The sequence below is a fragment of the Paracoccus sp. 22332 genome (genome assembly GCF_052045125.1).
In the GTDB taxonomy this organism is placed as follows: Bacteria; Pseudomonadota; Alphaproteobacteria; order Rhodobacterales; family Rhodobacteraceae; genus Paracoccus; species Paracoccus haematequi_A.
The window spans coordinates 108,666-128,723 of record NZ_JBQEOI010000002.1 but is presented as its reverse complement, the minus strand read 5'-3'; the positions used below and the strand labels follow the sequence as shown (position 1 = coordinate 128,723).

At 62.1% G+C, this 20,058-nt stretch carries 39 protein-coding genes; 24 read left to right on the top strand and 15 right to left on the bottom strand.

Going from position 1 to position 20,058, the window contains the following annotated elements; all coding sequences use genetic code 11:
* Positions 1–86: 86 nt before the first annotated feature.
* The 11 genes from ACTJI6_RS02665 to ACTJI6_RS02615 all read right to left on the bottom strand — a co-directional run bounded on the left by ACTJI6_RS02665 (position 87) and on the right by ACTJI6_RS02615 (position 6,673).
* A complete protein-coding gene (locus ACTJI6_RS02665) occupies positions 87–2,225 on the bottom strand; it encodes an AAA family ATPase (RefSeq protein WP_440797587.1) in 2,139 nt (712 codons plus the stop codon).
* 65 nt (positions 2,226–2,290) lie between these two features.
* Complete coding sequence (locus tag ACTJI6_RS02660; RefSeq protein ID WP_440797586.1) at positions 2,291–2,923, bottom strand: hypothetical protein; 633 nt, start codon at positions 2,921–2,923, stop codon at positions 2,291–2,293.
* Between the two features lie 70 nt (positions 2,924–2,993).
* Complete coding sequence (locus tag ACTJI6_RS02655; protein WP_440797584.1) at positions 2,994–3,746, bottom strand: hypothetical protein; 753 nt, start codon at positions 3,744–3,746, stop codon at positions 2,994–2,996.
* On the bottom strand, positions 3,743–4,195 hold the full coding sequence (locus tag ACTJI6_RS02650; RefSeq protein WP_440797582.1) for a hypothetical protein: 453 nt from the start codon (positions 4,193–4,195) through the stop codon (positions 3,743–3,745). The genes ACTJI6_RS02655 and ACTJI6_RS02650 overlap by 4 nt, the downstream gene beginning before the upstream one ends.
* Entirely contained in the window at positions 4,192–4,455 is a 264-nt protein-coding gene (locus ACTJI6_RS02645; RefSeq protein WP_440797580.1) for a hypothetical protein, read from the bottom strand. The genes ACTJI6_RS02650 and ACTJI6_RS02645 overlap by 4 nt, the downstream gene beginning before the upstream one ends.
* Positions 4,452–5,102: an HNH endonuclease signature motif containing protein gene (locus tag ACTJI6_RS02640; protein ID WP_440797578.1), complete on the bottom strand. Its 651-nt coding sequence runs from the start codon at positions 5,100–5,102 to the stop codon at positions 4,452–4,454. Before ACTJI6_RS02640 ends, ACTJI6_RS02645 begins: the two co-directional genes overlap by 4 nt.
* Positions 5,099–5,338, bottom strand: a complete 240-nt coding sequence (locus ACTJI6_RS02635) for a hypothetical protein (protein WP_440797576.1) — start codon at positions 5,336–5,338, stop codon at positions 5,099–5,101. Before ACTJI6_RS02635 ends, ACTJI6_RS02640 begins: the two co-directional genes overlap by 4 nt.
* Entirely contained in the window at positions 5,335–5,568 is a 234-nt protein-coding gene (locus ACTJI6_RS02630; protein ID WP_440797574.1) for a hypothetical protein, read from the bottom strand. Before ACTJI6_RS02630 ends, ACTJI6_RS02635 begins: the two co-directional genes overlap by 4 nt.
* Positions 5,552–6,010: a hypothetical protein gene (locus tag ACTJI6_RS02625; protein ID WP_440797572.1), complete on the bottom strand. Its 459-nt coding sequence runs from the start codon at positions 6,008–6,010 to the stop codon at positions 5,552–5,554. Before ACTJI6_RS02625 ends, ACTJI6_RS02630 begins: the two co-directional genes overlap by 17 nt.
* 124 nt (positions 6,011–6,134) lie before the next feature.
* On the bottom strand, positions 6,135–6,461 hold the full coding sequence (locus ACTJI6_RS02620; RefSeq protein ID WP_440797570.1) for a hypothetical protein: 327 nt from the start codon (positions 6,459–6,461) through the stop codon (positions 6,135–6,137).
* Positions 6,458–6,673, bottom strand: a complete 216-nt coding sequence (locus ACTJI6_RS02615; RefSeq protein ID WP_440797568.1) for a hypothetical protein — start codon at positions 6,671–6,673, stop codon at positions 6,458–6,460. Before ACTJI6_RS02615 ends, ACTJI6_RS02620 begins: the two co-directional genes overlap by 4 nt.
* A gap of 616 nt (positions 6,674–7,289) precedes the next feature.
* Between ACTJI6_RS02615 and ACTJI6_RS02610 the strand changes: the two genes are divergently transcribed.
* Positions 7,290–7,538: a hypothetical protein gene (locus ACTJI6_RS02610; RefSeq protein ID WP_440797566.1), complete on the top strand. Its 249-nt coding sequence runs from the start codon at positions 7,290–7,292 to the stop codon at positions 7,536–7,538.
* Between the two features lie 159 nt (positions 7,539–7,697).
* Positions 7,698–7,874 (top strand): hypothetical protein, encoded by a 177-nt coding sequence (locus ACTJI6_RS02605; protein ID WP_440797564.1) that lies wholly within the window; start codon positions 7,698–7,700, stop codon positions 7,872–7,874.
* Positions 7,875–8,588: 714 nt separating this feature from the next.
* Here the strand turns inward: ACTJI6_RS02605 and ACTJI6_RS02600 are convergent.
* Positions 8,589–9,053, bottom strand: coding sequence for a DUF2513 domain-containing protein (locus ACTJI6_RS02600; protein WP_440797562.1), 465 nt, complete (start codon positions 9,051–9,053; stop codon positions 8,589–8,591).
* 181 nt (positions 9,054–9,234) lie between these two features.
* Here ACTJI6_RS02600 and ACTJI6_RS02595 point away from each other — a divergent pair, with 181 nt between their 5' ends.
* The 21 genes from ACTJI6_RS02595 (at position 9,235) to ACTJI6_RS02495 (ending at position 17,001) form a co-directional block, all read left to right on the top strand.
* Complete coding sequence (locus ACTJI6_RS02595) at positions 9,235–9,570, top strand: hypothetical protein (RefSeq protein ID WP_440797560.1); 336 nt, start codon at positions 9,235–9,237, stop codon at positions 9,568–9,570.
* A gap of 1 nt (position 9,571) precedes the next feature.
* On the top strand, positions 9,572–9,790 hold the full coding sequence (locus ACTJI6_RS02590) for a hypothetical protein (protein WP_440797558.1): 219 nt from the start codon (positions 9,572–9,574) through the stop codon (positions 9,788–9,790).
* Positions 9,787–10,002 carry a hypothetical protein gene (locus tag ACTJI6_RS02585; RefSeq protein ID WP_440797556.1) on the top strand — a complete coding sequence of 72 codons (216 nt, stop codon included), beginning with the start codon at positions 9,787–9,789 and terminating at the stop codon, positions 10,000–10,002. The genes ACTJI6_RS02590 and ACTJI6_RS02585 overlap by 4 nt, the downstream gene beginning before the upstream one ends.
* On the top strand, positions 9,999–10,202 hold the full coding sequence (locus ACTJI6_RS02580) for a hypothetical protein (RefSeq protein ID WP_440797554.1): 204 nt from the start codon (positions 9,999–10,001) through the stop codon (positions 10,200–10,202). Before ACTJI6_RS02585 ends, ACTJI6_RS02580 begins: the two co-directional genes overlap by 4 nt.
* Positions 10,202–10,621 carry a hypothetical protein gene (locus ACTJI6_RS02575; RefSeq protein ID WP_440797552.1) on the top strand — a complete coding sequence of 140 codons (420 nt, stop codon included), beginning with the start codon at positions 10,202–10,204 and terminating at the stop codon, positions 10,619–10,621. The genes ACTJI6_RS02580 and ACTJI6_RS02575 overlap by 1 nt, the downstream gene beginning before the upstream one ends.
* A complete protein-coding gene (locus tag ACTJI6_RS02570; RefSeq protein WP_440797550.1) occupies positions 10,614–10,853 on the top strand; it encodes a hypothetical protein in 240 nt (79 codons plus the stop codon). Before ACTJI6_RS02575 ends, ACTJI6_RS02570 begins: the two co-directional genes overlap by 8 nt.
* A complete protein-coding gene (locus tag ACTJI6_RS02565; protein WP_440797548.1) occupies positions 10,853–11,050 on the top strand; it encodes a hypothetical protein in 198 nt (65 codons plus the stop codon). Before ACTJI6_RS02570 ends, ACTJI6_RS02565 begins: the two co-directional genes overlap by 1 nt.
* Positions 11,051–11,393: 343 nt before the next feature.
* Positions 11,394–11,696 (top strand): hypothetical protein, encoded by a 303-nt coding sequence (locus tag ACTJI6_RS02560; protein WP_440797545.1) that lies wholly within the window; start codon positions 11,394–11,396, stop codon positions 11,694–11,696.
* Positions 11,689–12,051 (top strand): DUF4326 domain-containing protein, encoded by a 363-nt coding sequence (locus ACTJI6_RS02555; RefSeq protein WP_440797543.1) that lies wholly within the window; start codon positions 11,689–11,691, stop codon positions 12,049–12,051. Before ACTJI6_RS02560 ends, ACTJI6_RS02555 begins: the two co-directional genes overlap by 8 nt.
* On the top strand, positions 12,044–12,484 hold the full coding sequence (locus ACTJI6_RS02550) for a hypothetical protein (protein WP_440797541.1): 441 nt from the start codon (positions 12,044–12,046) through the stop codon (positions 12,482–12,484). The genes ACTJI6_RS02555 and ACTJI6_RS02550 overlap by 8 nt, the downstream gene beginning before the upstream one ends.
* Positions 12,484–12,834, top strand: coding sequence for a hypothetical protein (locus ACTJI6_RS02545; protein ID WP_440797539.1), 351 nt, complete (start codon positions 12,484–12,486; stop codon positions 12,832–12,834). The genes ACTJI6_RS02550 and ACTJI6_RS02545 overlap by 1 nt, the downstream gene beginning before the upstream one ends.
* 8 nt (positions 12,835–12,842) lie before the next feature.
* Positions 12,843–13,658, top strand: a complete 816-nt coding sequence (locus ACTJI6_RS02540) for a hypothetical protein (RefSeq protein WP_440797537.1) — start codon at positions 12,843–12,845, stop codon at positions 13,656–13,658.
* A 1-nt stretch (position 13,659) separates the two neighbouring features.
* Positions 13,660–13,848 carry a hypothetical protein gene (locus tag ACTJI6_RS02535; RefSeq protein WP_440797535.1) on the top strand — a complete coding sequence of 63 codons (189 nt, stop codon included), beginning with the start codon at positions 13,660–13,662 and terminating at the stop codon, positions 13,846–13,848.
* Entirely contained in the window at positions 13,845–14,180 is a 336-nt protein-coding gene (locus ACTJI6_RS02530) for a hypothetical protein (RefSeq protein WP_440797533.1), read from the top strand. The genes ACTJI6_RS02535 and ACTJI6_RS02530 overlap by 4 nt, the downstream gene beginning before the upstream one ends.
* Positions 14,177–14,662, top strand: coding sequence for a hypothetical protein (locus tag ACTJI6_RS02525; RefSeq protein WP_440797531.1), 486 nt, complete (start codon positions 14,177–14,179; stop codon positions 14,660–14,662). Before ACTJI6_RS02530 ends, ACTJI6_RS02525 begins: the two co-directional genes overlap by 4 nt.
* Positions 14,662–14,841, top strand: coding sequence for a hypothetical protein (locus ACTJI6_RS02520; RefSeq protein ID WP_440797529.1), 180 nt, complete (start codon positions 14,662–14,664; stop codon positions 14,839–14,841). Before ACTJI6_RS02525 ends, ACTJI6_RS02520 begins: the two co-directional genes overlap by 1 nt.
* Entirely contained in the window at positions 14,834–15,022 is a 189-nt protein-coding gene (locus tag ACTJI6_RS02515; protein ID WP_440797528.1) for a hypothetical protein, read from the top strand. The genes ACTJI6_RS02520 and ACTJI6_RS02515 overlap by 8 nt, the downstream gene beginning before the upstream one ends.
* A complete protein-coding gene (locus ACTJI6_RS02510; protein ID WP_440797526.1) occupies positions 15,022–15,291 on the top strand; it encodes a hypothetical protein in 270 nt (89 codons plus the stop codon). The genes ACTJI6_RS02515 and ACTJI6_RS02510 overlap by 1 nt, the downstream gene beginning before the upstream one ends.
* Positions 15,291–15,734, top strand: coding sequence for a hypothetical protein (locus tag ACTJI6_RS02505; protein WP_440797524.1), 444 nt, complete (start codon positions 15,291–15,293; stop codon positions 15,732–15,734). The genes ACTJI6_RS02510 and ACTJI6_RS02505 overlap by 1 nt, the downstream gene beginning before the upstream one ends.
* 29 nt (positions 15,735–15,763) lie before the next feature.
* Positions 15,764–15,919 carry a hypothetical protein gene (locus ACTJI6_RS02500; protein ID WP_440797522.1) on the top strand — a complete coding sequence of 52 codons (156 nt, stop codon included), beginning with the start codon at positions 15,764–15,766 and terminating at the stop codon, positions 15,917–15,919.
* The gene (locus ACTJI6_RS02495) at positions 15,901–17,001 is read left to right on the top strand and encodes a tyrosine-type recombinase/integrase (protein ID WP_440797520.1); all 1,101 of its coding nucleotides are present in this window, start codon (positions 15,901–15,903) and stop codon (positions 16,999–17,001) included. The genes ACTJI6_RS02500 and ACTJI6_RS02495 overlap by 19 nt, the downstream gene beginning before the upstream one ends.
* Positions 17,002–17,210: 209 nt before the next feature.
* Here the strand turns inward: ACTJI6_RS02495 and ACTJI6_RS02490 are convergent, their stop codons facing one another.
* A complete protein-coding gene (locus ACTJI6_RS02490; protein ID WP_126154606.1) occupies positions 17,211–17,663 on the bottom strand; it encodes an Hsp20 family protein in 453 nt (150 codons plus the stop codon).
* 179 nt (positions 17,664–17,842) lie between these two features.
* Positions 17,843–18,088 carry a YdcH family protein gene (locus ACTJI6_RS02485; RefSeq protein ID WP_126154607.1) on the bottom strand — a complete coding sequence of 82 codons (246 nt, stop codon included), beginning with the start codon at positions 18,086–18,088 and terminating at the stop codon, positions 17,843–17,845.
* Between the two features lie 91 nt (positions 18,089–18,179).
* Between ACTJI6_RS02485 and ACTJI6_RS02480 the strand changes: the two genes are divergently transcribed.
* A complete protein-coding gene (locus ACTJI6_RS02480) occupies positions 18,180–18,941 on the top strand; it encodes a DUF599 domain-containing protein (RefSeq protein WP_440797517.1) in 762 nt (253 codons plus the stop codon).
* On the opposite strand, the gene ACTJI6_RS02475 is transcribed toward ACTJI6_RS02480, so the two are convergent.
* A complete protein-coding gene (locus tag ACTJI6_RS02475) occupies positions 18,862–20,046 on the bottom strand; it encodes an MFS transporter (RefSeq protein WP_440797516.1) in 1,185 nt (394 codons plus the stop codon). The two genes, ACTJI6_RS02480 and ACTJI6_RS02475, sit on opposite strands and share 80 nt — an antisense overlap.
* Between the last annotated feature and the right edge of the window lie 12 nt (positions 20,047–20,058).

The window sequence follows — 20,058 nt, the reverse complement described above, 5'->3', positions numbered from 1 at the left end:
GGAGGGTGTGGTGGTGGTGGTGGAAGGGTGGTTCCACAGTGGCGTGGCGTGACCGTGGATGACTGTGGTGGACTGTGGAAACGGGATCATTGGTTGACCTCCGACATGGGGCTGTTATCTCCCGCGACGACCACCTTCACGTCGCGGCCCGCGCGGTTATCGCGGACTGTTTCCAAGCCAAGAACGCCTGATTTGATCCACTCTTTAAGGAGGCTCATGATCCTGGCTTTGTCCGCCTTGTCATCGCCATCCAAGCCGAGAACATCGGCCACGACGTAGCCCGCCCAGTCTTTCGATTTCGCACTTTCACGCGGCGCAGGATCACAAGCGGCAATGGCAGACCGCACGGCTGCAGCATCTTCACGACGCAGCCCCATGAAGGCGTCGGGCCATTGCCAAGGCTTGATCGCGCCCACTTCATGGCCGTTTGGCGTCAGGACGGATACCTTCTCGAACCAGCGGTTCACGTCAGCAGATGGCGGTGCCAGATTGCTTTCCATGTCGCCGATCCGCATGTAGTGGCGGTGGTTCTGGACGCCTGCCTTGACGCCTTCATCTTCGCTCATGCCGATCAGCAGGCGGTTGAACCGGGCTGTGCCGCGCAAGGCGCTACCACCGCGCCCATCGTCAATGGTAGGTGTGGAGCCTGGGGCAATCTTCCGCGTGTGGTGGATCAGTCCGAGAGCCACGCCAGTCGCGTTCGCCATGCGGCGCAGGCGCTGTCCCAAGAGGCGGAACACCTCGTTCGTTTCGGGGCTGCGCGACAAATCCTGCAGCGGGTCGAAGATCAGCACATCGGCGTGCTGTTCGCGGATGAACTTCTCCAGGCCGACGAACAGCGTCTCATTGATGACGCCTTCTTGCCCGGACACCATGAAGAAGTCGTCACGCTCGACGCCGGACACAGGAAACAGCGTCTCTGCGATTTCTTCCTGCGGTATGCCGTAGGCGGTCAGCAGCGCCGCCACGCGGCTGTCTATGACGCTCTGGTCATCTTCGGCGTTGTAATAGACCACGCGCAGCTTCTCGCGCGGCGCGCCTGTCAGGAAGCCGCGACCGCTTGCCATGTCCAATGCCTCGGCCAAGCCCAGCATGGACTTCCCGACCTTGGGCGGCGCCAGGGTTACGGAGGTGTAACCGCGCGCATAGAAATCCGAGTAGACAAAGACCGGATGTGGGATGGCCGTCAGGTCACGATGCCCCCACGGCTTGAACATCAGGGCCGGGACGGCTTCTTTTTCCTCTGGCGTCATCTCCCGGAACTGCTCATCCTGCGGCGCCCACCCCTTCCGGCGCGCGCCGTCAATGGCAGTCTGGACCTCCCGCCGGGTCTGATCGACGGTATAGCCGGGAAGTGTCAGGGGATCAGTCAGCGCGTGGATTTCGTCGTCACGCAGGCCGCGCGAAACATAGGATGCGACCAGCCGAACCACTTCCGCGTGCCACTGCTCCCCACTCAGCGCCTTGATCCGGGCAGCCTCGCGATCCATGGCCTGCGGCCCGGTGTCGATGGCTAGCCCTGCAGCGGATTGCGCCTGCTGGGCCAGCGAAGGGCCGGAACCGAAGGCGCGCAGCATCTGCTCGAAACTGACCGGATCGCGGTCGTCCTCGTAATCGGTGCGCAGGGTCGTAAGTTCGGCCACCCTGCCTTTCGCCGCCTTCTTGTCGGTCGGCCAGTTGATCGTGCCTGGCAGGCGCATGATGCGCGAGGGGTTCACGACCGTGGGGTCCGTGGACAGGCGTGCGGCAATAGCTTTCTGGATCCCGGTCCAGGCCGCAAGGTTGAACACCCATTCGTCGGTGCGCCAGTAGATGTGCGGGCGGGGCGACGGGATGCGTCCGGTGGTGACGGCCATGGTCCAGCGGGGACCGGCGAAGTTGCGGATCGAATTGGCCGCTTCCTCGTCGTCGCCGTCAGCCCAGAAATAATGCGAGGCGATAATGTCTGCGTCGGTCGCAGACCTGTTGCGCGTTCCGGCGCGGACGGGGTTCACGACGATGTAGCAGTTCAGGCCATACTTGTTCATTTCGACGGCGTGGTCTGCCAAGTCCTGCAGGCCGGTCGGCGTCGGGTTGAACCGGCAAATGTTCGGGGTCTTTTCAGGGAACAAGCAGCGGAGTTCGACAACGGCCGGTTCGGGCAATTCATCCCAGCCGCTCACGACCTCCGCCAGGAAGGCCGCGATGGCTTGCTTGTCTGCTTTAAGTTCAGCTTCGGGCACCATCGCGGCTCCTGCAGGTCATTTACTCGGAAGGCGGCTGGCCGGGATGGGCCAGCCGAGAGGACGCCTTAGAATTCGGCGTCGGCGGGGGCTGCCGTTTGGGCTGCGGCTTGAACCTGCTGCTGGACGGGCTGTGCCTGCTGCTGGACAGGTTCGGTCGCGATGCCAGCCGCCGCGCCTTCCTTGAGGCAGTCCGGGCGATCCACCCACTTGACCACCTCAAGAACCGGCTCGACCGTGCTGCCGCGCTTGAACTGCTGCAGCTTCGTGCCGGTCAGTTTGACCAGAGGAAGCTTGCCGTCGGGTCGCTGCTGCAGGGCGGGCACCAGGGCGACGAAGGCGTTCCACGCCGCCGCGCCCGCCTGCTCCCAGGTTGCCGACTTGCCGCCACCGATGGCGCAGCGGATGGAGAGGCCTTTCTTGTAGTCTTCGCCCGGCGAAGCCTGGAACTGCGAAACCGTGGGGTTCCACTTCCATTCCGGGGCTACGCCGGAGATGCCGTCAGACTTTTGCCAGCCGGTCTTGAGGCTATCCAGATCGAGGACGATGCCGCCTTCCGCGATGGATGGCAGAACCGTTTTTTCACTGCCGTCGCGGACATAGAAGGATTTGGCGGGGATGGCGCCATCCTGGGTGCCGCGCGCGGACCACTGAAGGAATGGCCCATTTGCGCCATTGCTACCCGTGTCGATATCGAACATTGCAATTGCCTTTGTCGAACTTGCCCGATGGGGGCTTGGAAGCCGGGGACCGCCCGGCGCGGATCGCCGGTCAGAGACCGAAGATTTCGGATCGGAGCGGCTCAGCGCCGCGCCAGTAAAAGCTGCTTGGATTGCACGGCACGATCTCTGCCGCGACATGCTTGTCGGCACAGGCGCGGAGGAATGCCTCCATGCGGGCAATCTGAACCTTGGCCTGCGCCAGGACGACTGCCGGATCCCCGTCCTCCAGCCATTCGGCTTTCCTTGCGGAGACGTAGAGAAACTTGACCGTGTGGTTGCCCTTCGAACGGTGGTAGATCGCACGTTGGAGCTGATGATCCTGCGACATAACCGAGGGCACGCGCGTCGTGGTTTTCAGGTCGACGACCAGGCCGTGCTGCGGAAATACCAGATCAAGGAAGCCCCAGATGGGGATGGACCAGTCACCGAAGTTGGCGTTGATCGTGATCTTTTCCTGATCCGTGCCTTCGCTGAATTCCGGCGCGCCGTAGGGACGAAGCTGCTCCATGGCGATGTGGAACATCGGCTGGATCAGATCGCGCTCCTTCGTGCTTTCTTCCGTGCCGATCAGCCAACGCCGGTCGAACATGGTGAAGGCCTTGTTGAGAGACGCTTCGTCGCTCTCGCCCATGAGGGCTGCGACGACAGCGGCTTCAACGGCCAGACCGCGCAGCGGCGCAGGTCCGAAGGGCGTGGACTTGCCGTGCAGGTATTTGGCGACCCACACATCCGGCGCATTGGTCCAGAGATTGATGGACGACGCCGACAAGTGATCTATGCCGAACTTTTCAAAGCCGTTCATGCGACCTGTTTTCCTTTGATGAATTGCAGGCCATACCAGGCGAGCATCGCCGCTTCCGCCCTCCCGTCGTCGCGCGCCCGCACCCACTGATCGGCGCAGTCGGGGAAGAATTCGGAGGCGCGTCGGCGGGAGGCGGTCTTGTCTGCCGGAATGTTCAGCGCCGCCTTCCATACGGATGGACGCACGGTCTGAACCGGGATGGACCGCCAGGACAGAGCGCCTTTCAGAACGCCGAACCCTTCGAACATGACCCCAATGGTGCGGCGGGCCATCTGCGGCCCAGCGTGGATCTGTTCCAGGCAGCACACGCGGATTTCCGGTAGGCCTGCGATCAGGTCATGCAGGCCAGGGATATCGACAGGCATGTCGTGGGTGACGACCTGCAAGGAGTCCGTGTCGAGAATGGCGAGTGCGCCATTGCGGCCAGGGTCGATACCCAGAATATTCATCCCGCCACCTCCCGCGCCTGATCCAGCCCCGCCCGGCGCAGCCAGTCGCGCAGGGCGTCGTTCAGAGCGGTCTTTGCCGCCAGTTCGGTGCGGGCGGTCTTTTCGGATCCGTGCCGGTCCAGCAGCAGCCGCCAGCGGTAGGGCTGGCCGGGGAAGATCACGCCTGCCTCGATTTCGGACAGCAGGGCGACAATGCGCCCGTGTGGCGGGAAGTCCTGGCGGAAGGTCAGCACAGGGACATGATGGATGGAGGGGGTCATGCGCGCCTCCGCGCTTCACGGGCCGCATGTTCCAGCCGGGCAACGGCCAGGATGGATGGCTTCAGTTCAGCCGGGGCACCGTCGAACGGCAGCACCTTGCGGTAGCGGTTTCCGCCTGCGAGGCGCGGCAGACAGGCGCGCGGCACAGCCTGCCAGTTCTCGGGGCGGCAGTCGGTCTTGTCGTCGTTCATGCACTTGAGGGCATGGCCCGCCGGGACCGGACCGTTCGTCTGCTCCCACAGGTGCTTGTGCTTCAAGACGCGGCGGGTCTTGGTCTTGGTGCGCGCTTTGTCGTCAGCGATGATGACGTAGACGTAGCCATCCTTCGGGCACATGAACTCGCTGCCGGGGCCTCGGTAATTGTGCGGCACATGACCCGATTTGAACGCGGTGCCGATGCACTTCTCCTTGACCTCGGCAGGCATGGGCTTGCCCTTGTTGTGCGGCGTTAGGCCCTTGGTGAAGCAGCCCGTGCGGCCTGTCATCCAGCCCTTGCGCTTGCAGAGGGCGTTGAAGCAGGTGAGCGACACATCGTCACGACCCCAATAAGCGCAGAACAGGGCGTGAGCCTCGGCGCGCGGCAGTTCCTTGTGGGCTTCAATCCAAGCCAGTTCCTGCGGCAGATAGGGGACGCTGTGGCCCTTCATGCCTCGCCGTTCCCGATCTTGGGCAGCATCGGCATGATCATGTTGCCATGTTCTGCCCACAACTTTGCGGCAGACAGTTGCAGGCCAGCGTTGCCGATGATCTTGTCAGCCACTCCGACAATCGCCCCGGCCCGCTTGGCCTCGGTGTCGATCTGTTCGGAGGTCAGGCTTTCGTCGTTCAGGCGCTCAAGGGCCGCGAACAGGTGGTCGTTCAGATCGCCCAGCTTGTTCTTCATGACTTCCTCCGAATGATGGCGAAGGCTTGCGGCGCATCTGCGAACAATCCGGGATCGACGGGGACCAGATCGGGGCGCAGCTTGGCAAAGGCGCTCTTTGTCACGGTCTTTCCGGACTGGCGCAGGGCGTAGTATGTGCCTGCCTTGCTTTCGGGTTCTGCGATCTGCGTGACCATGATGCAGTCACCAGCGATCAAGGCCGAACGAACGGCTTCAACTCCCATAGGCATTGGATATTCCTTTGCGAGATTTGAGGATGAAAAGCCCCACGACAGCCACCAGCAGCAGACCGGCAGAGGCAGGCAGCGGCACGGGTTCAGGCAGCGGCGGATTGACGAGGGGATGCGTGACGCACTGGCAGGGATAGTCCACCGGGGGATGCCAGGGGCCGGGGATGAGCGGTCCAGCGGTGAAGCTGGTGCCTGCAATCGGGCCAGCCAGTTCCGCTGTCGTCGGTTGCGCGGGGGTGGCGGGCCACAGGACGAAGCCGAAGCCGTGGCCGAGGGTGTCTGCGGGGGCTTCCCATTTCGCCAGATAGGCCACATCCGCGTCAGGGGCGGGAACGAGGCGATCCGGGTCAACGCCATCGGCGCGGTGCGGGGGCGTCCAGACGGCGGGGCGGAAGCCTAACCCGGCGAACCAGATGACGGGATCAGGGTGGAGGGTGGTCATGCCTGACCCCTGATCTTGCGGAAAAATTTTTCCGCCCTTGCTGCCAACCTATGGTGCAGAGAAAGGGCGCGGTCGGCCCGCGCCTCATAGAAGCGACCCATAAGGTGCCAATAAATACGGCGCATTAGCGGCCCTCGATTTTTCCGAAAATTACTTCCGCCCCGGCAATGGCGAGGACGGCGGTGACGTAGCGGAGGGATGCGTCGTTTTCCTCGCGCAGCCAGTTCTTGACCTGACGAGGGGACACATCGAGAACGGCGGCGGCTTTGTGCGCCAAATCGTTCTCGGAAGGTGACGGGAAGGCCCGCCACAGCATATTTCTGAACCAGCGGCGCGCGGCCTTCGGGTTCGTTGCAGAACAGGCAAGATTTTTCACAGTGGTCGCCCCATGTTGATCGGGTGCGAAGCGATCAACTGGAACAGCAGAGTGAAAAGAGGGCGCGGCGGTCATGCTGCGCCCTCGGAGGCTTTCGCCCTTCTCGCCTTCGCAAGATCCTCAAGCGACAGGCGCTTGCCCCGCTTCTTCGCGGCGGCAATCAGGTCAAGATCATAATCGGCCGGAATGCGTCCGCGCAGCTTCCATGCGGCAACCGTCTGATACGGCTTGCCCAGGTCGGCAGCGAGGTCCGCAATCTTCGGCCAGATGTGAGTGATATGCTCCATGCATAGTAATATGCACAAAGCATTTTAGCAGGTCAATGCTCAATGCATAATTTTATACGCTACGATCCGCGCATGGATACGCCAGCAGAACGACTAAAACATGCACGGCTCAAAGCCGGGTTCAGAACCGCCAAGTCAGGAGCCGAACGGCTCGGCGTCCCGTATGGCACTTACGCAGGCCATGAGAACGGGAGCCGGGGAATTCTCCCCGAGGAAGCCGCTCGATACGCCAAGGCATTCAAATCTCGCCCCGAGTGGATCCTGTACGGATCAATGGGGGCTGAGCCGATTGCCGGCACCGAAGCGCCTCAGCCCCCGCTAGCCCCTGTAGTAAAGTCGATATCGGACTCTCTGGATGGCTTAACCGAAGCAGAGCAGCGGATGATAGCAGAGACCGTAGCGCGGCATCGCGCGCTTCTCCGGCCTGATGAGAAACAATCGTGACCAGCCTTCCCGCTAGGTCATCTAACGCTTCTTCTTCTGTCATTTCCCCTCCCGGTTTTCGCACCCGAAATGAGAACATTAGTGAACATCCGCGACCGCGCAACTGCGGAACAGACAGGTTGACCGCATTTGCTTGTGGAAGAATCAACCCCGCTCAAGATGTTGTGGGGAAATGGTGAACGATCCCGCCGCCATCCAGGCAGACTTGGAACAGGCGGAGATTGCGTCCGAGATCCTGCTTGGCGTCCTGCGCCTGGCACTCAAGCATCCCGAGGCGATGGACCAGGAGACGATTGCAGAAATGCTGACGGTCGCCGAAGACGAACGGGACCGGCAGGGTGACTACGGCGCGGCGAAGCTGCTGGATGACTGGGCGGAGAAGGTGGGTGAGCCGCTGGGAGGGAATGGGTTGAAGGCGTAACAGGCCTGTTGCACAAGGAACCGGACCACAGTGCGGTCAGTTCACTTTTCGTTAGGTCGTGTAGACCAAGATCGCTAGGATCACTATGTAACCGCCACCGAACGTCTCGACGTGATTCGTTAAACGCCCGGCGCGGCCGGGTCCGGAAGGAGAGACAACATGAAGCTTCGTGACAAACTGCCAGGATCGAACCGTAAGCAGTTTCCGCCGCAAGCTTACCAGCAGTTCGATGTTGTATCGAATGAGCAAATTGCCGAATGGCAGAAGAAAATTACTGAAAAGCATAAGCTTGATGAAGGCGATTGGGAGCTAGTTGATGGGGTTGAGGCCTGTTGATGGCTTTGCTTGGGAGAAGGTGGTTCCCAAACCCTTCTCAATAGCAACGGGACGATTTGACGAAACATCGCCAGGACCAGAGGGGCCGAAACTCCGGCCCCTTTTGATTACCCACGTTCTGCGCCGGAAATCCGATGGATTAGTTCTGTGCCGTGTATTCTACGGAACGACACAGAGGCTGCACCTGGCAAAGACAGACGACCTTTACATTCAGACTGCCAGCTTGCTTGACCAGTTGTGCCTCTTGAAGGCTACGCGCTTCATTCTGAGCGATGCGCGGCAATGCATGTTCCTGCCGTGGCAAAGCGACTATTTTGAGCCTTGGGACGATACAGACACGCCCATTCGATCAGTGCTGCCAGACAACATGAAGCGGTTCGTGGAATTTTCCATTGCAAAACTCGGGCCTCTGCCCATGCCTCCACTCCGCTAACGCTGCCCGCCAGCCCCGCCCCGCGCGGGGCTTTTTCATTCTCTCCTGCGGCGTTTTGTCCGCGTAATTCATTTGCGCGATGTGCAGAATAAATATACCGTTAAGTTGCAATCTTCTGTGCACCCCAACCCCGGATTGCATAACCCTCGGCGCCACGACACGCCGGGGGTTTTTCTTCGGGAACGATCCTAGCCTGTTAGCGTTATACACCGCCTACTCCACGACGAGGGCAGTGTAACGATTACAGCCCGCCCTGACCGGCGGGCTTTTTGCTGCGCCGCTCACTTACCGCCCAAGAAAGCCATGATGCGTTCAATCGCTTCGCCTTCTAGTGCCTTGTATATGGCTGCCAGGGAGGCGCTGCCTGCCTTTCCTGCGATTTCCCTAGCACGTTGCAGCCCTGACTTCTCCCGTATCATATCCAGCAAGCCATGCCCCTGCATCGTCAGGGATGAAATGTTGTAGAGGAGGTGGACGGATCCTGGGCTGTTCCCGCCAACCCGGTTCAAGCCAGCCTCGATCAGGTTATCCCGCTCCATGATCGCTACGTGATACGCGATCTCCTCATGGGAGCGGCCTTCAAGTGGGATGTTGGTGATGCTGGCAATCGCCGTGACCTGTTCCGTCTCCACCCATAGCAGGATGTCCCGCACCAAGCCCATGTCCAGTTTCATTTCCGCCCCGCTGATTTCTTCAAGTAGCTGGCGGGAATGATCCAAGGCGGGTGGTGATTCTGCGAGTCCCATCTGTGCCTCCATGGCTGCGCTGACAGGGGCACAGTAGCACGGCGAATCAAAGCGGGAAACTACATCGCATATTTCTATGCTTTTCGCATTGACACATGTTATGCGTTGCGCATATTCTTTCCCCATACCCGACGCTGACCCAGCATCCCGGCGACGATCTCGGGGAAGGAGGAACCCGCACATGACCGAAGAACAGCTTCTTGCCTTCCTGCAAGACAACAAGGACGACATTGCCGCCAGCGTGAAGGCGAAGGCCATCGAGGCCATGACGCAAGACCTGAAATGGCATCTTCCCGATGCAGTGACTAAAGCCGTTGCCGCCTTCTTCGAGGCCGAGATTGTGCCCGAAATCCAGAAGCACTTGGCCGACCAGAAGGGGCCGATTGTAGCGGCTTCCATCAAGGCCGCTTCTCAGATCGGCGACAAGGTTGCTGAGGCTCTGGTGGAAAAGGCTGTCGAAAGCATGAGCGGATACCGCTCCGGCGAAGTCATCAAAGCCCTGATGGGAGTGCGCTGACATGACCATTCACCACGCCTTCATCCACCCCGCCGCCCGCCCGGCCCTTGCGCCGTCGCTGTTCCCGGCTGGCATGGACAAGCTGTTGTCCGACCGCAAGGAAACGCTGCGCCTCGCCACCTACTGTGTGGCACAGACGGAGCATCCCTATCGCATGGCTGCCCGGATCGTGTCGTGGGCTGCACGGATGGACGCACGGATTGCGCAGGTGGCGTCGTGATCACCATCGAAACCCAAGTCAGCGGATCGCAGATCGGCGGGCAACTTCAAGGCGACCCCGAAGAACTGGCATATGCCCTCGCCGCCATTGCTGACGGCATGTGTGACGAATTGGGCGAGGAAGTCGGAGGCTACCTTTGGGGCGATGCCCAAGAGCCTGTGATCCAACTTCTTGAGAACCTCCTCTCAGCACTGAAAGGCGGTGCAGCATGAACCTGCCCGCCATCAACCCCTGCGTTCGCAGCGACCTCGGCAGCCTGCGCGGCAGGAAGCCCAAGCTTGAGCCGGTGATCTGGACCTCTGGCATCATCGTAAACCTCAACCCCGATGAATGGGTGGACATCACCGATCCCGCCGCCTGCATCCCCCCTGCCCATGTGGCAGCAGCGGCCATGAAGAAGGACCGTGCCTGATGGATGCCCTTATTGCTCTTGGCTGCACCATCCGCCGCGTTGGCAGCCGTGTCACCTGCAACCCCGCCCCGGTCGGCACAGACGAGGACTTTCTTGCCCTTGTCCCGTTCAACGTCACCAAGCTGATGCGCGAGGACGGGTTCACACAGGACGGATCGCCGGAGTTTTACACCGGCAACGACAACGGCGGATTTCGCTCTTTCCGCAAAGGCGACATGAACATCATCACGACAGAAAGCACGGAGTTCTTCGACCGCTTCATGACTGCCACTGCTTTGGCTAAGCGGTTCAACCTGCTGGAGAAGGCTGACCGGATCGCCCTGTTCCAAGCCGTCCTCTATGGCGTCGGTGCCGATGCCTTGGAGCCGCCTGCCTATGTGGTGGACGCAGCCAGCAAGAGGGGGCGGGACAATGGGTGAGCGCGTGACCCCCGAAGAACTCCACGACTGGCGCAAGGACCGCCACGGCCTCGACCGAATGACCCTCTGGCAGATCGCAGGCGTGGGTGTGCTGGTGATCAGCACCGTGACTTGGGTCGCGGCCAACATCGCTGTCATCGCCTACCTTCGCGCGACCGAACCGCATCCTGTCTGCGCTGCCCGTGCCCTTTATGGCGCGGAGTGCAGCGCGGTTCTGGCGGAGGGCCGGTGATGATCCGCACCCTGATCGCATACCTGCGGCTCCGCTGGCGTTGGACCTATGACGCAGACCACGGAACCTGGCATCGCGGCACCGCTCTCATTGAGGACGGAAACCATGGCTTCATCCTGTATCGCCCCGGTCTCGGATACATGATCCGCGCCAGCCTGACCGAGGCCATGCAGGCCGAAGCGGAGGACGAGGGATGATCTTTCAGGGCATCCCTGACCACCGCACCTTGGACGAAGCTATTGCATGGTGCCATGCGGAAATCGACCGATTTCGCGCAAGGGGGTATGCGCCTCGTCCCCGGCGCATCTCCATACCGATTGGAGCGACTGCCGCAGACCGCCTTTGCCTGACCTGCGGCGGCTTCGGCCAGCTCACCGATGTGCATGAGTATGGCCCTAACACGATCAGCCCGTGTCACCGCTGCGATGGCACAGGCCTACTCCCATAGCCATCCGCGCGCCCTCCTCCCGCGCGGCTTCGCTGGACCGGCCATCCTCATCCCTGCCGGTCCAGCACCCCTGAAACGAAAGGATCAGACCAATGGAACGACCCCATTTCCCCGCCCCGATGAAGCCGCATCACGCGGCGTGGATGGCCGGAGAAATCACCGCCCTGGAATGCAAGGCGTCCGAATACCGCGAGGAAATCGCCTATCACACGGCAGTCCTTCGCGCGCCCTGCCCGCCGATGTGCCGGGCATATCATCGCCGCGAGCGCGCCCGCTTCCAGCCCCGCGACGACAAGGCGTGGATGAGCCAGCTTGACCGGATCAAGAAGGCTGGCTGGAAGCTGCACGATGCGCTAGCCGCCCGCCCCTCTGCCACGGAGGGGAGCGATGGGTGAGCGGATCCAACTGTCCCGCCGGAAGGGCTGGCAGATGCCGCCGAACACGGTGAAGGTGGACCGTTCGACGCGGTGGGGCAATCCTTTCCGGGTCGATCAGTGCCGCGAGGCAGGCTATCGCGGGACGGACGCGGAGCTATCGTCGCGGTGCGTCGAGGCATTCAGGGTCTGGCTCGGCCCGCTCTGGCGGAACAACTGGGACGGCGCTGAAAGCGAAGCGTCCAGGTCACGCATCCTTGAAGGTCTGTCGTCACTGCGCGGCAAGAACCTGGCCTGCTGGTGCCCTCTCGATCAGCCTTGCCACGCAGACGTGCTGCTGGAACTCGCTAATTCCCAGGAAGCCCCCGATGCCTGACCCCATAGACACGGACGACCTGCCTGATACGGAGCGCCTGCGCCTCAACCGGGATGGATACCTGGAGCCATGGCCTGACGGAATGCTGTGCTATTACGCGCATTTCAAGACAGTCGTCAGCGATCTGCGCGCCGACCTGTCCGCCCTCCGCGCCCGTGAGGCGGAAATGCGGGCGGCGCTAACGGAGATCGCCAATATCACTGAGCGCAAGAAGTCCTGCTTCCCCGACGATTGGCGGGAACAGATTGCTGCCTGTGCGGAGTGCCAAAGATATAAGCATCATCCGATCCAGCAGGGCATCTGCGACGACCATCGCAAGCCGATCTATGCGCAGCAGGATCATGACACACACGAGACGAAGATCCTGGGCTATCGCGCGCAGTCTATAGCCCGCGCCGCCCTGTCGCAGCCTGACAGCGGGGAGGGGGCGTGATGGATCCGCTCGATTACTGGAAAGAATGCATCAGCATCGCCGCAGATGAAGGCGGCTTCGAACTCACCACTGATCAGATAACGCAACTGGCCGAGAGCGTTCAAGGCGGGCACGAAAATTACGGGATGGCCTACTATAGTCCGCCCGCGTCCGACCGTCTCAACGCAATTGAAGATGAATGGAAGCGCAAATACGCGGCGCTTGAGCGCGAGTTCGAACAATACCGCAACGGCGCAGAAAAAGCGATCAAGCGCACCCTGCCCCGATCCTTCTACAGCGACAGCAGCGTAAGCATCACCAGCGATGGTGAGGTTTACCGGCATGATGGTCGCACCACCCAAGTTCTGTGAGGCACCCCATGACCACTAACACTCCCGCGCAGGTGGCCGTGAAGCCGCTGGAATGGCGCATATGGAAGCATGGGCGCTTTGAGGCAGAGAGCATCTTCGGCCTTTACCAGACTTGGAGCGGACATTTCCGCAAGCCAGGTGAGGTGCGAGGCAATCGGTGCGAGGATCCAGAAGCCGCCGCCCAAGCCGACTACGAGGCCCGCATCCGCAGCGCCGTCATCCCCGCCCCTGCACCCGCTGAACAGGAGCCGGTGGCGTGGCGCGTCCGCGTCAAGAGCGACGATCCAGAAGAATGGTCTCTGCTGCCTGCCGGTGGCGGTGCCGACTACCTGGATCGCAAGGGTTACGAGTGCCAGCCCCTCTATACCCACCCCGCGCCGGTCCCTGCCGTGCCGGATGATGTGGCGGAGCTGGTCGCGCGGCTGCGGAAGCGGTCCAAATACGAGCGGGATATTCAGGCCAATAACGTTGCAGTCGCTGAGTTACTGCAACCCCAGATCGACGCTTTTAATCGCCGTGATGGAACCCATAACCTTTTCGCACTCAGGCTTGCTCTGGAGCATAAAAACTGCGCCGAGAACGATGGAAAGCTGGCCGAAGATTGGGATGCTGCTATCGCCACCATCGAAGCCCAAGCCGCCGAACTGGCGCGGCTGAAGGGGCTGCTGGAGGAAGCCCGCGAATGGAACTGGATTGATTTCGAAGAAGCAAAGAAAGCTGGCGACGAGGTGGAAGCGTTTCTTCCTCACCTTTGCAGGCTTGATGCTGAAATCGCCGCTGCCCTCGCCAAGCCCACCGATGCCAGCAACGAGGGGAAGAGGTGACATGATCCAGATCGGAACGCGCGTCGGCTACATCGGCCCGACCATCGAAAAGCCTTGGCTTCCTCGCGGCACGGAAGGGATCGTCATCGACGTGGACCCCGGAATGCCCTTCCCTTTCATCTGCAATTTCAACGTGCCGGAGGGTGAAGATTGGCCCATGACCCGGCGAGACCTTGAGGTGATCCGATGACCGACACCAGCACCCTGCGCGAGCGGATCGCCATTGCCATCAGCGGCGCGCCCTTTCCCTCCAAACAAAGTCTCGCCAAGGCGGATCGCGTCCTCGCCATCATCGACGCCCAGACCGAGCAGCCCGACGACCTTCAACTTTCTGCCCATAAAGTTGGAAGTGCCCCGCAGGATCAAACCGGAGTTTCGACCGCCCCCGATGCGGTGGCAGAGGCGCGGGACCGACCCCGCTGCCATCCCGAGAACTATGCAAGCGGAACACAATGCGCCTCATGCGGAAGTGCATGGCGCGAAGATGGACCCGACGAATGCCCCTTGGAGCCGCTGACATGACAGACGCACCGAAGATCGACACGCAAGCGCCTGAGCGGATTTGGGTCACTGGCGAATACAGCATCTGGTCCACGTTCCGGTCTTTCAACGCAAGCGACTTGGATCACCGAAACGACGATGGGACCAGCGACTATCCAGAATACGTCCGCGCTGACCTTGCCGACGCCCGCGCAGCCGCAGCTTGGATCGAGGGACGGGATGCGGCGGCAGAAGATTACAAGCAAAACCACGTTGACGGCGTGAAACTGTGGGAATTTGACGGCAATGCTCATGCTGCAATGCTGGACTTGGACCCCCCCACCGACGCATCCGCCGCACTAGACCGGCTGATCGCAGAGCGGGTGCGGGAGGCCATCCAGCCGATCAAGGAGGCATGGGATTGGTGGCAGGCCGACAGCTACGACAGAGATGCCAGCGTCGTGGTGGATGCGATTGACGAGGCGATGAACGCCGCCCGAGGCAGCAAGGAGGGCCAGTCGTGATGCGCTTTGCCATCTATATGACAGCTTCGACCGTGCATTTCATGTCCGCCCGCCTGACGATGCACCTCACGGATCAGTTTGACTGGCTTTCGTTTACCGCAGCTTGCTCGATGATCTTTGTGGGGATTGGCTTCGGCGGGATCGCTTTGTTTGGCAGCAAGGAGGGCCGGGATGGCTGACGATTACGACGATGCCGTCATTGATCTGCGGTATGCGGCAGAAGCCTTCCGAAACAAGATGAGCAAGCTGGTTCGGCGTGGTTGCGACTGCGATGTATGCTCCAACGAAAGAGCGGCGATGCATCGATTGGACACAGCCATCAAGGTTTACGATGACGCCCGTGCGGAAAGGGATATGTGATGGGCAAGCCAGACTTCCACGCGATCTATCCCGATCCGCTCGATGCCGAATGCTGCGAAGGCTATTGGGACGGTCGGCGCCATGACAGCCCGGAACCGAGCGGGAACCGCCATCCGGCATATATCCACGGGTTCAGAAATGGGCGTGAGGATGCCGGTATCGCCGAACGGTGTGAGACCGCTCAACAGCGCCGGATGCTATGGGAGCTGATCGTCGCGACATGCAGCGATGATCCTGACCGTGCCACACAGAGCGAAGGAGAGGCGTGATGTTCAGCCGGTTCAGTCCAGCCGAGATCGAGCGCCGTAGATTGCTCTCGGTGGATGCGATGAAGTCTCGTGATCGAGAGGAATGGGAGCGCCAATATCAGCAGACCTGCGACCGGATATACTGGACGCGCGGGCAATGCTGTGCGGGATGCGATCATTGGGCCAGCGAAAACAGCCAGTCAGGGACGTGTGCTGCGGCAGGCATCGTGTCGGGTGAGGACGTGCTGCGGTCGATTGGCGTCAGCTTCTCCAGCTACACCCCGCCGCCGGGCCTGCCATACACGCGGGCCGAGTTTTCGTGCGGAAAGTTCAGGGATGATTTCGACTGGTCAACACTGGACCGCGATTATCTGGAGAGCATTGGGGCGCTGAGAAATGGCGAATTGAGGGCCAAGCCGCAGACATATGCGGCAGGCTCGCGCGCCGCACAGAGGGGGACGTGATGCCAGCACCTAGAGCAACAGACGCCGCCATGCGCCGGGCATTAGCCGCATGGAAGGATGCAGGGCTTGAGGTCGGCCGCATGGAGGTCACGCCCGAAGGCCGGATCATCATCACCGTGCCCGAGGTGGACAACAAGCCCCAGCCACAGCAGAGTGGACCCCGGCAGTGGAAGAAGATCGGCTGACCATGCGCGTCAACTATCCCGGCCTGCTGATCGAGAAGCACCGCAATGGATCGCTGCGGTATCGCGTCCGCGTGGAAGGGGACAAGACGCGCCGCATCGCTATCCCGGTCGGGCCGGATGATGCCGACTTCCTGAACCACTACTATGCCGCCCGTCTCGGGGCGTCGTGGGTGCCAGAGGCCAAGAAAGATGTTCAACGGCAGTCGCTGGATTGGCTGATGCAGGGCTATATCGCCCATCTGGAACGGCTGGTGAAGGCCAAGCTGGCAAGCCCCCTCACGCTCAAGCAGCGGCGTTCGATGCTTCGCAGGCTGTGCGACCATGTGGACGAGGACAACGGGCGCTATGGGGACCTGTCGATGGATGCGCCGCAGGGGGCCTTCGTCAAGATCAGGGACGCTTGGACCGCCACGCCAGCAGAAGCCGACAATCTCATGAAGTCCTGCCGGGCGATGTATGCCTGGGCGATGGAACGGGGTGATATAGGGCACAACCCTGCCGTAGGGGTGGCGAAGATCCACAAGCCCCAAGGGGGCGCTACACCGTGGACAGCCAGCGACCTCAAGGCATTCAAGAAGTCACACCCGCGCGGGACAACGGCGCACCTGTGGCTGACATTGCAGATGTTCGCCGCCTGCCGGATCGGAGACGCGATCTGGCTTGGCCGTGACAACGAGGTTCAGCGGAACGGAGAGACATGGCTGGAATGGCAGCCGCGCAAGAAAGGGTCGGCACCTGTCGCGCTGCCGATGCTCAAGCCGCTGTATGACGCCACGCGGGCTGCGAAGGTCGTTGGGACTGCCTATCTGTTGACGGACAAGGGCAAGCCCTTCGCATCGCCGGAAGGGCTGCGCAACCGCATCCAGAAGTGGTGCGCGGCGGCTGGGATCAAGGGCAAGTCATCCCATGGCATCAGGAAGGCCGTGGCGGAACTGCTGGCCGAAGCCGGGTGCAGTCAGCACCAGATCATGTCCATCCTGGCGCATACCCAGGCCAAGACTTCCGAGGTCTATACGAAGGGCGTTCAGCGACGGGCGCTGTCAAGCGATGCGATGCAGGTTCTGGCCGCTCTGGACTGGTGAAACTGCGGGACACCGGCATTGCAAGTCATTGTTTTTAGTAGCACGGAAAATAAGAATGCGGGACACTAGGAAAGCAGATGTATCAATCGGTTAACCCCCTCTTTAGTAGTCCCTCCGGGCCTACCATCCCCCAAGCGTCGCCCGATGCAAAATGCCCGCCGGAGAGACCGACGGGCATTCGGGCCTTTCCGAAGCGGCCGCGCGGAGTCTTACGAATCCAGCTTTTCGACCTTCGGGATGGATTTCGCGATCTCGATCCGGCGGGGTTTCAGCGCCTCGGGGATTTCGCGGACCAGGTCGATATGCAGCATCCCGTCGGCATGGCTGGCGCCGTCGACGCGGACGTGATCGGCCAGGGTGAACTTGCGTTCGAAGGCGCGCGTGGCGATGCCGCGATGCAGATAGGTGCGGGTGTCGTCCTCTTCCGCCTTGCGGGCCGAGACGATCACGGCGCCGTCGCGAACCTCGACATTCAGGTCTTCGGGCGCGAAACCGGCCACGGCGATCGAGATGCGATAGGCATCCTCGCCGGTTTTTTCGATGTTGTACGGGGGATAGGTCGGGGCGGACACGTCGGCCGACAGGGCCCGGTCCATCACATCGGCAAGACGGTCGAAGCCGACCGAGGCACGATACAGCGGGGTCAGGTCAAAATTGCGCATAGGTCACATCCTTTACAAGCGATGCAGGTTTGCCCCCCGATTGCCGGGCGGGCCGTCGAAACCGGCGCCATCATGGCCGCCGGTAACGGAGATCTAGGATTGGTCCTGCCCCCTTCAAGAGGGAAATGCGCGCTTTTGCGACAGGCCCGCCGCGCAATCGCGACGGGCAGGACCGCCGGTCAGGCGGCGGAATGCGCAGACAGCATCCGCGCGATTTCATCCTTCAGATGCGCGCGCTTGCGGCGAAGTTCTTTCTCGGCGGCTTCGCTGGTCGGTTGAATCAGCGATTCGGCCTGATAAACGGCATCATTGACCTGATCGTATTCCTCCAGGAGCCGCGCGAAATGCGCGTCCTTCAGCTTCAGGTCGTGGATGCGCGCCGCATCCTGGGGAAATTCCTCGTGAATGGCGTGGGGTGCAGCCATGAAGTCCTCCGATCCTGCGCGCTCCGTCCTGGCAGACTAGGCGGGGCGGAAGGGGGTTTCAAGATGGGGCGGCCCGTCCTAAACCGGGGCCATGACCATCCCGCTTGCGCTTCCCGACCGCATCCCCATCGCCGATCTTGCGGCGGTGGCCCTGCTGTTCGCCGTCTGGTTCGCCATCGGCTGGTTCACCGAAAGGCCGCCTGCGGGCAAGCCCTCGGTCTCGGTCCTGATGGTCCGGTTCCGGCGGGAATGGATGCTGCATTTCCTGTCGCGCGACCCGCGCATCTTCGACGGCAACATCCTGGCCAGCCTGCGCGAGGGCACCGCCTTCTTCGCATCGGCCTGCATGATTGCCACGGGCGGGATCCTGGCGCTGATCGGCAATACCGAAAAACTGCGCGGGCTGGCCCAGGAACTGGCCTTGGAAGGCGGCGGAGAGATCCTGTGGGAACTGAAGCTGGTGGTGACGATGTTCTTCGTCGTCAATGCCTTCCTGAAATTCGTCTGGTCGCACCGGCTGTTCGGCTATTGCGCGATCATGATGGCGGCTGTGCCGAACGACCCGGATGATCCGATGGCGCGCGACCGGGCCATGCAGGCGGCGGATCTCAACATCACCGCCGCGCGCAGCTTCAACGCAGGGCTGCGCAGCGTCTATTTCGCGCTTGGATCGCTGGGATGGCTGGGCGGGCCGTGGGTGCTGATGCTGGGCACCGCCGTGGTGCTGTTCGTGACCTGGCGGCGGGAATTCGCCTCCACATCGCGGCAGGTGATCATGCGCAGTCTGCCACCGCCCCGCTGGCCCGATCATGCCAGACCGCCATCGTCAGCACCAAGGCCCCCGCAGCCGTAAGCGCGATGCCGACATAGCCGCTGGAGGCCCAGCCCCAGCCCGCCGTCAGCGCCAGACCGGCCAGAAACGGTCCCAACGCGTTGGCGGCGTTGAAGGCGGCGTGGTTCATCGCCGCGGCCATGTTCTGCGCGCGGCCCGCGACATCCATTAGCCGGGTTTGCAGCGGGATCACCAGCCCCGCCCCCGCCGCCAGCAGGAAGGACGACAGCACCATCATCTGCCAGTTGCCGACCGCCAGGGACGCAAAACCCTGCGTGGCGGCCATCGCCGCCAGGCTGATATAGGCGGCCCGAATCTGGCCCACGCGTTCGGTCAGCCGCCCCGCGACCCAGGTGCCCAGCGTGCCGCCGACGCCGAAGACGCCAAGCGCCAGCGGGATCGCATAGGCAGGGGCCTGGGTGGTGGCGATCATCGCGGCGGTCAGGAAGGCATAGACGGCGAAGAAGCCGCCGAACCCGATGGCCCCCACGGCCAGCAGCCACAGCACACGCGGATTGCGCAGGGCCTGGAGTTCGTCCCAGGGCCGGGCGTCGGGGTTGCCGCCCACGCGCGGGGCGACCTTCAGGATCAGCCAGGCGGACAGCAGCGCGATGAAGCCCGGCAGCGCGAAGCCCCAACGCCAGCCGACGCTCTGGCCCAGCCATCCGGCCAGGGGAACGCCGACGATATTGGCGACGGTCAGGCCCATGATGACCTGCGCCGCGCCCCGCGCACGATGCTCTCGCGGCAGGGCGTCGGCCGCATACAGCATCGCCACGCCCAGGAACCCGCCATGAGGCAGGCCCGCCAGAAAGCGCATCCCGGTCAGCGCCGCCAGCCCCGGCAGCACCGCCGCCGCAAGGTTCATCACCCCATAGAACGCCATCAGCGCGGCCAGATACCGCCTGCGCGGCAGCCGCGCGCCCATGATCGAGGTCAGCGGCGCGCCGATCACCACGCCCAGGGCATAGGCGCTGATGACATGGCCCGCCTGCGGTTCCGTAATGCCCAGATCGCCCGCGAAATAGGGCAAAAGCCCCATCGCCGCGAATTCCGACGTGCCGATGGCGAAGGCGCCAAGCGCCAATGCCAGAATGGCATAGCGGAGATTTCCGTGTTCAGTCATGCGCGCGTTCCT

Bases quoted from the DNA above. Each gene is read 5' to 3' on its own strand.
- ACTJI6_RS02515 (WP_440797528.1), top strand. From the start codon at position 14,834: ATGGCTGACGATTACGACGATGCCGTCATTGATCTGCGGTATGCGGCA.
- ACTJI6_RS02650 (WP_440797582.1), bottom strand. From the start codon at position 4,195: ATGAATATTCTGGGTATCGACCCTGGCCGCAATGGCGCACTCGCCATT.
- ACTJI6_RS02615 (WP_440797568.1), bottom strand. From the start codon at position 6,673: ATGGAGCATATCACTCACATCTGGCCGAAGATTGCGGACCTCGCTGCC.
- ACTJI6_RS02500 (WP_440797522.1), top strand. From the start codon at position 15,764: ATGCGCCGGGCATTAGCCGCATGGAAGGATGCAGGGCTTGAGGTCGGC.
- ACTJI6_RS02510 (WP_440797526.1), top strand. From the start codon at position 15,022: ATGGGCAAGCCAGACTTCCACGCGATCTATCCCGATCCGCTCGATGCC.
- ACTJI6_RS02635 (WP_440797576.1), bottom strand. From the start codon at position 5,338: ATGAAGAACAAGCTGGGCGATCTGAACGACCACCTGTTCGCGGCCCTT.
- ACTJI6_RS02535 (WP_440797535.1), top strand. From the start codon at position 13,660: ATGATCCAGATCGGAACGCGCGTCGGCTACATCGGCCCGACCATCGAA.
- ACTJI6_RS02485 (WP_126154607.1), bottom strand. From the start codon at position 18,088: ATGGCTGCACCCCACGCCATTCACGAGGAATTTCCCCAGGATGCGGCG.
- ACTJI6_RS02555 (WP_440797543.1), top strand. From the start codon at position 11,689: ATGGGTGAGCGGATCCAACTGTCCCGCCGGAAGGGCTGGCAGATGCCG.
- ACTJI6_RS02575 (WP_440797552.1), top strand. From the start codon at position 10,202: ATGGATGCCCTTATTGCTCTTGGCTGCACCATCCGCCGCGTTGGCAGC.
- ACTJI6_RS02660 (WP_440797586.1), bottom strand. From the start codon at position 2,923: ATGTTCGATATCGACACGGGTAGCAATGGCGCAAATGGGCCATTCCTT.
- ACTJI6_RS02590 (WP_440797558.1), top strand. From the start codon at position 9,572: ATGACCATTCACCACGCCTTCATCCACCCCGCCGCCCGCCCGGCCCTT.
- ACTJI6_RS02625 (WP_440797572.1), bottom strand. From the start codon at position 6,010: ATGACCACCCTCCACCCTGATCCCGTCATCTGGTTCGCCGGGTTAGGC.
- ACTJI6_RS02550 (WP_440797541.1), top strand. From the start codon at position 12,044: ATGCCTGACCCCATAGACACGGACGACCTGCCTGATACGGAGCGCCTG.
- ACTJI6_RS02525 (WP_440797531.1), top strand. From the start codon at position 14,177: ATGACAGACGCACCGAAGATCGACACGCAAGCGCCTGAGCGGATTTGG.
- ACTJI6_RS02665 (WP_440797587.1), bottom strand. From the start codon at position 2,225: ATGGTGCCCGAAGCTGAACTTAAAGCAGACAAGCAAGCCATCGCGGCC.
- ACTJI6_RS02565 (WP_440797548.1), top strand. From the start codon at position 10,853: ATGATCCGCACCCTGATCGCATACCTGCGGCTCCGCTGGCGTTGGACC.
- ACTJI6_RS02630 (WP_440797574.1), bottom strand. From the start codon at position 5,568: ATGCCTATGGGAGTTGAAGCCGTTCGTTCGGCCTTGATCGCTGGTGAC.
- ACTJI6_RS02610 (WP_440797566.1), top strand. From the start codon at position 7,290: ATGGTGAACGATCCCGCCGCCATCCAGGCAGACTTGGAACAGGCGGAG.
- ACTJI6_RS02620 (WP_440797570.1), bottom strand. From the start codon at position 6,461: ATGACCGCCGCGCCCTCTTTTCACTCTGCTGTTCCAGTTGATCGCTTC.
- ACTJI6_RS02605 (WP_440797564.1), top strand. From the start codon at position 7,698: ATGAAGCTTCGTGACAAACTGCCAGGATCGAACCGTAAGCAGTTTCCG.
- ACTJI6_RS02570 (WP_440797550.1), top strand. From the start codon at position 10,614: ATGGGTGAGCGCGTGACCCCCGAAGAACTCCACGACTGGCGCAAGGAC.
- ACTJI6_RS02490 (WP_126154606.1), bottom strand. From the start codon at position 17,663: ATGCGCAATTTTGACCTGACCCCGCTGTATCGTGCCTCGGTCGGCTTC.
- ACTJI6_RS02475 (WP_440797516.1), bottom strand. From the start codon at position 20,046: ATGACTGAACACGGAAATCTCCGCTATGCCATTCTGGCATTGGCGCTT.
- ACTJI6_RS02655 (WP_440797584.1), bottom strand. From the start codon at position 3,746: ATGAACGGCTTTGAAAAGTTCGGCATAGATCACTTGTCGGCGTCGTCC.
- ACTJI6_RS02580 (WP_440797554.1), top strand. From the start codon at position 9,999: ATGAACCTGCCCGCCATCAACCCCTGCGTTCGCAGCGACCTCGGCAGC.
- ACTJI6_RS02600 (WP_440797562.1), bottom strand. From the start codon at position 9,053: ATGGGACTCGCAGAATCACCACCCGCCTTGGATCATTCCCGCCAGCTA.
- ACTJI6_RS02530 (WP_440797533.1), top strand. From the start codon at position 13,845: ATGACCGACACCAGCACCCTGCGCGAGCGGATCGCCATTGCCATCAGC.
- ACTJI6_RS02505 (WP_440797524.1), top strand. From the start codon at position 15,291: ATGTTCAGCCGGTTCAGTCCAGCCGAGATCGAGCGCCGTAGATTGCTC.
- ACTJI6_RS02480 (WP_440797517.1), top strand. From the start codon at position 18,180: ATGACCATCCCGCTTGCGCTTCCCGACCGCATCCCCATCGCCGATCTT.
- ACTJI6_RS02520 (WP_440797529.1), top strand. From the start codon at position 14,662: ATGCGCTTTGCCATCTATATGACAGCTTCGACCGTGCATTTCATGTCC.
- ACTJI6_RS02645 (WP_440797580.1), bottom strand. From the start codon at position 4,455: ATGACCCCCTCCATCCATCATGTCCCTGTGCTGACCTTCCGCCAGGAC.
- ACTJI6_RS02540 (WP_440797537.1), top strand. From the start codon at position 12,843: ATGACCACTAACACTCCCGCGCAGGTGGCCGTGAAGCCGCTGGAATGG.
- ACTJI6_RS02640 (WP_440797578.1), bottom strand. From the start codon at position 5,102: ATGAAGGGCCACAGCGTCCCCTATCTGCCGCAGGAACTGGCTTGGATT.
- ACTJI6_RS02545 (WP_440797539.1), top strand. From the start codon at position 12,484: ATGGATCCGCTCGATTACTGGAAAGAATGCATCAGCATCGCCGCAGAT.
- ACTJI6_RS02560 (WP_440797545.1), top strand. From the start codon at position 11,394: ATGGAACGACCCCATTTCCCCGCCCCGATGAAGCCGCATCACGCGGCG.
- ACTJI6_RS02595 (WP_440797560.1), top strand. From the start codon at position 9,235: ATGACCGAAGAACAGCTTCTTGCCTTCCTGCAAGACAACAAGGACGAC.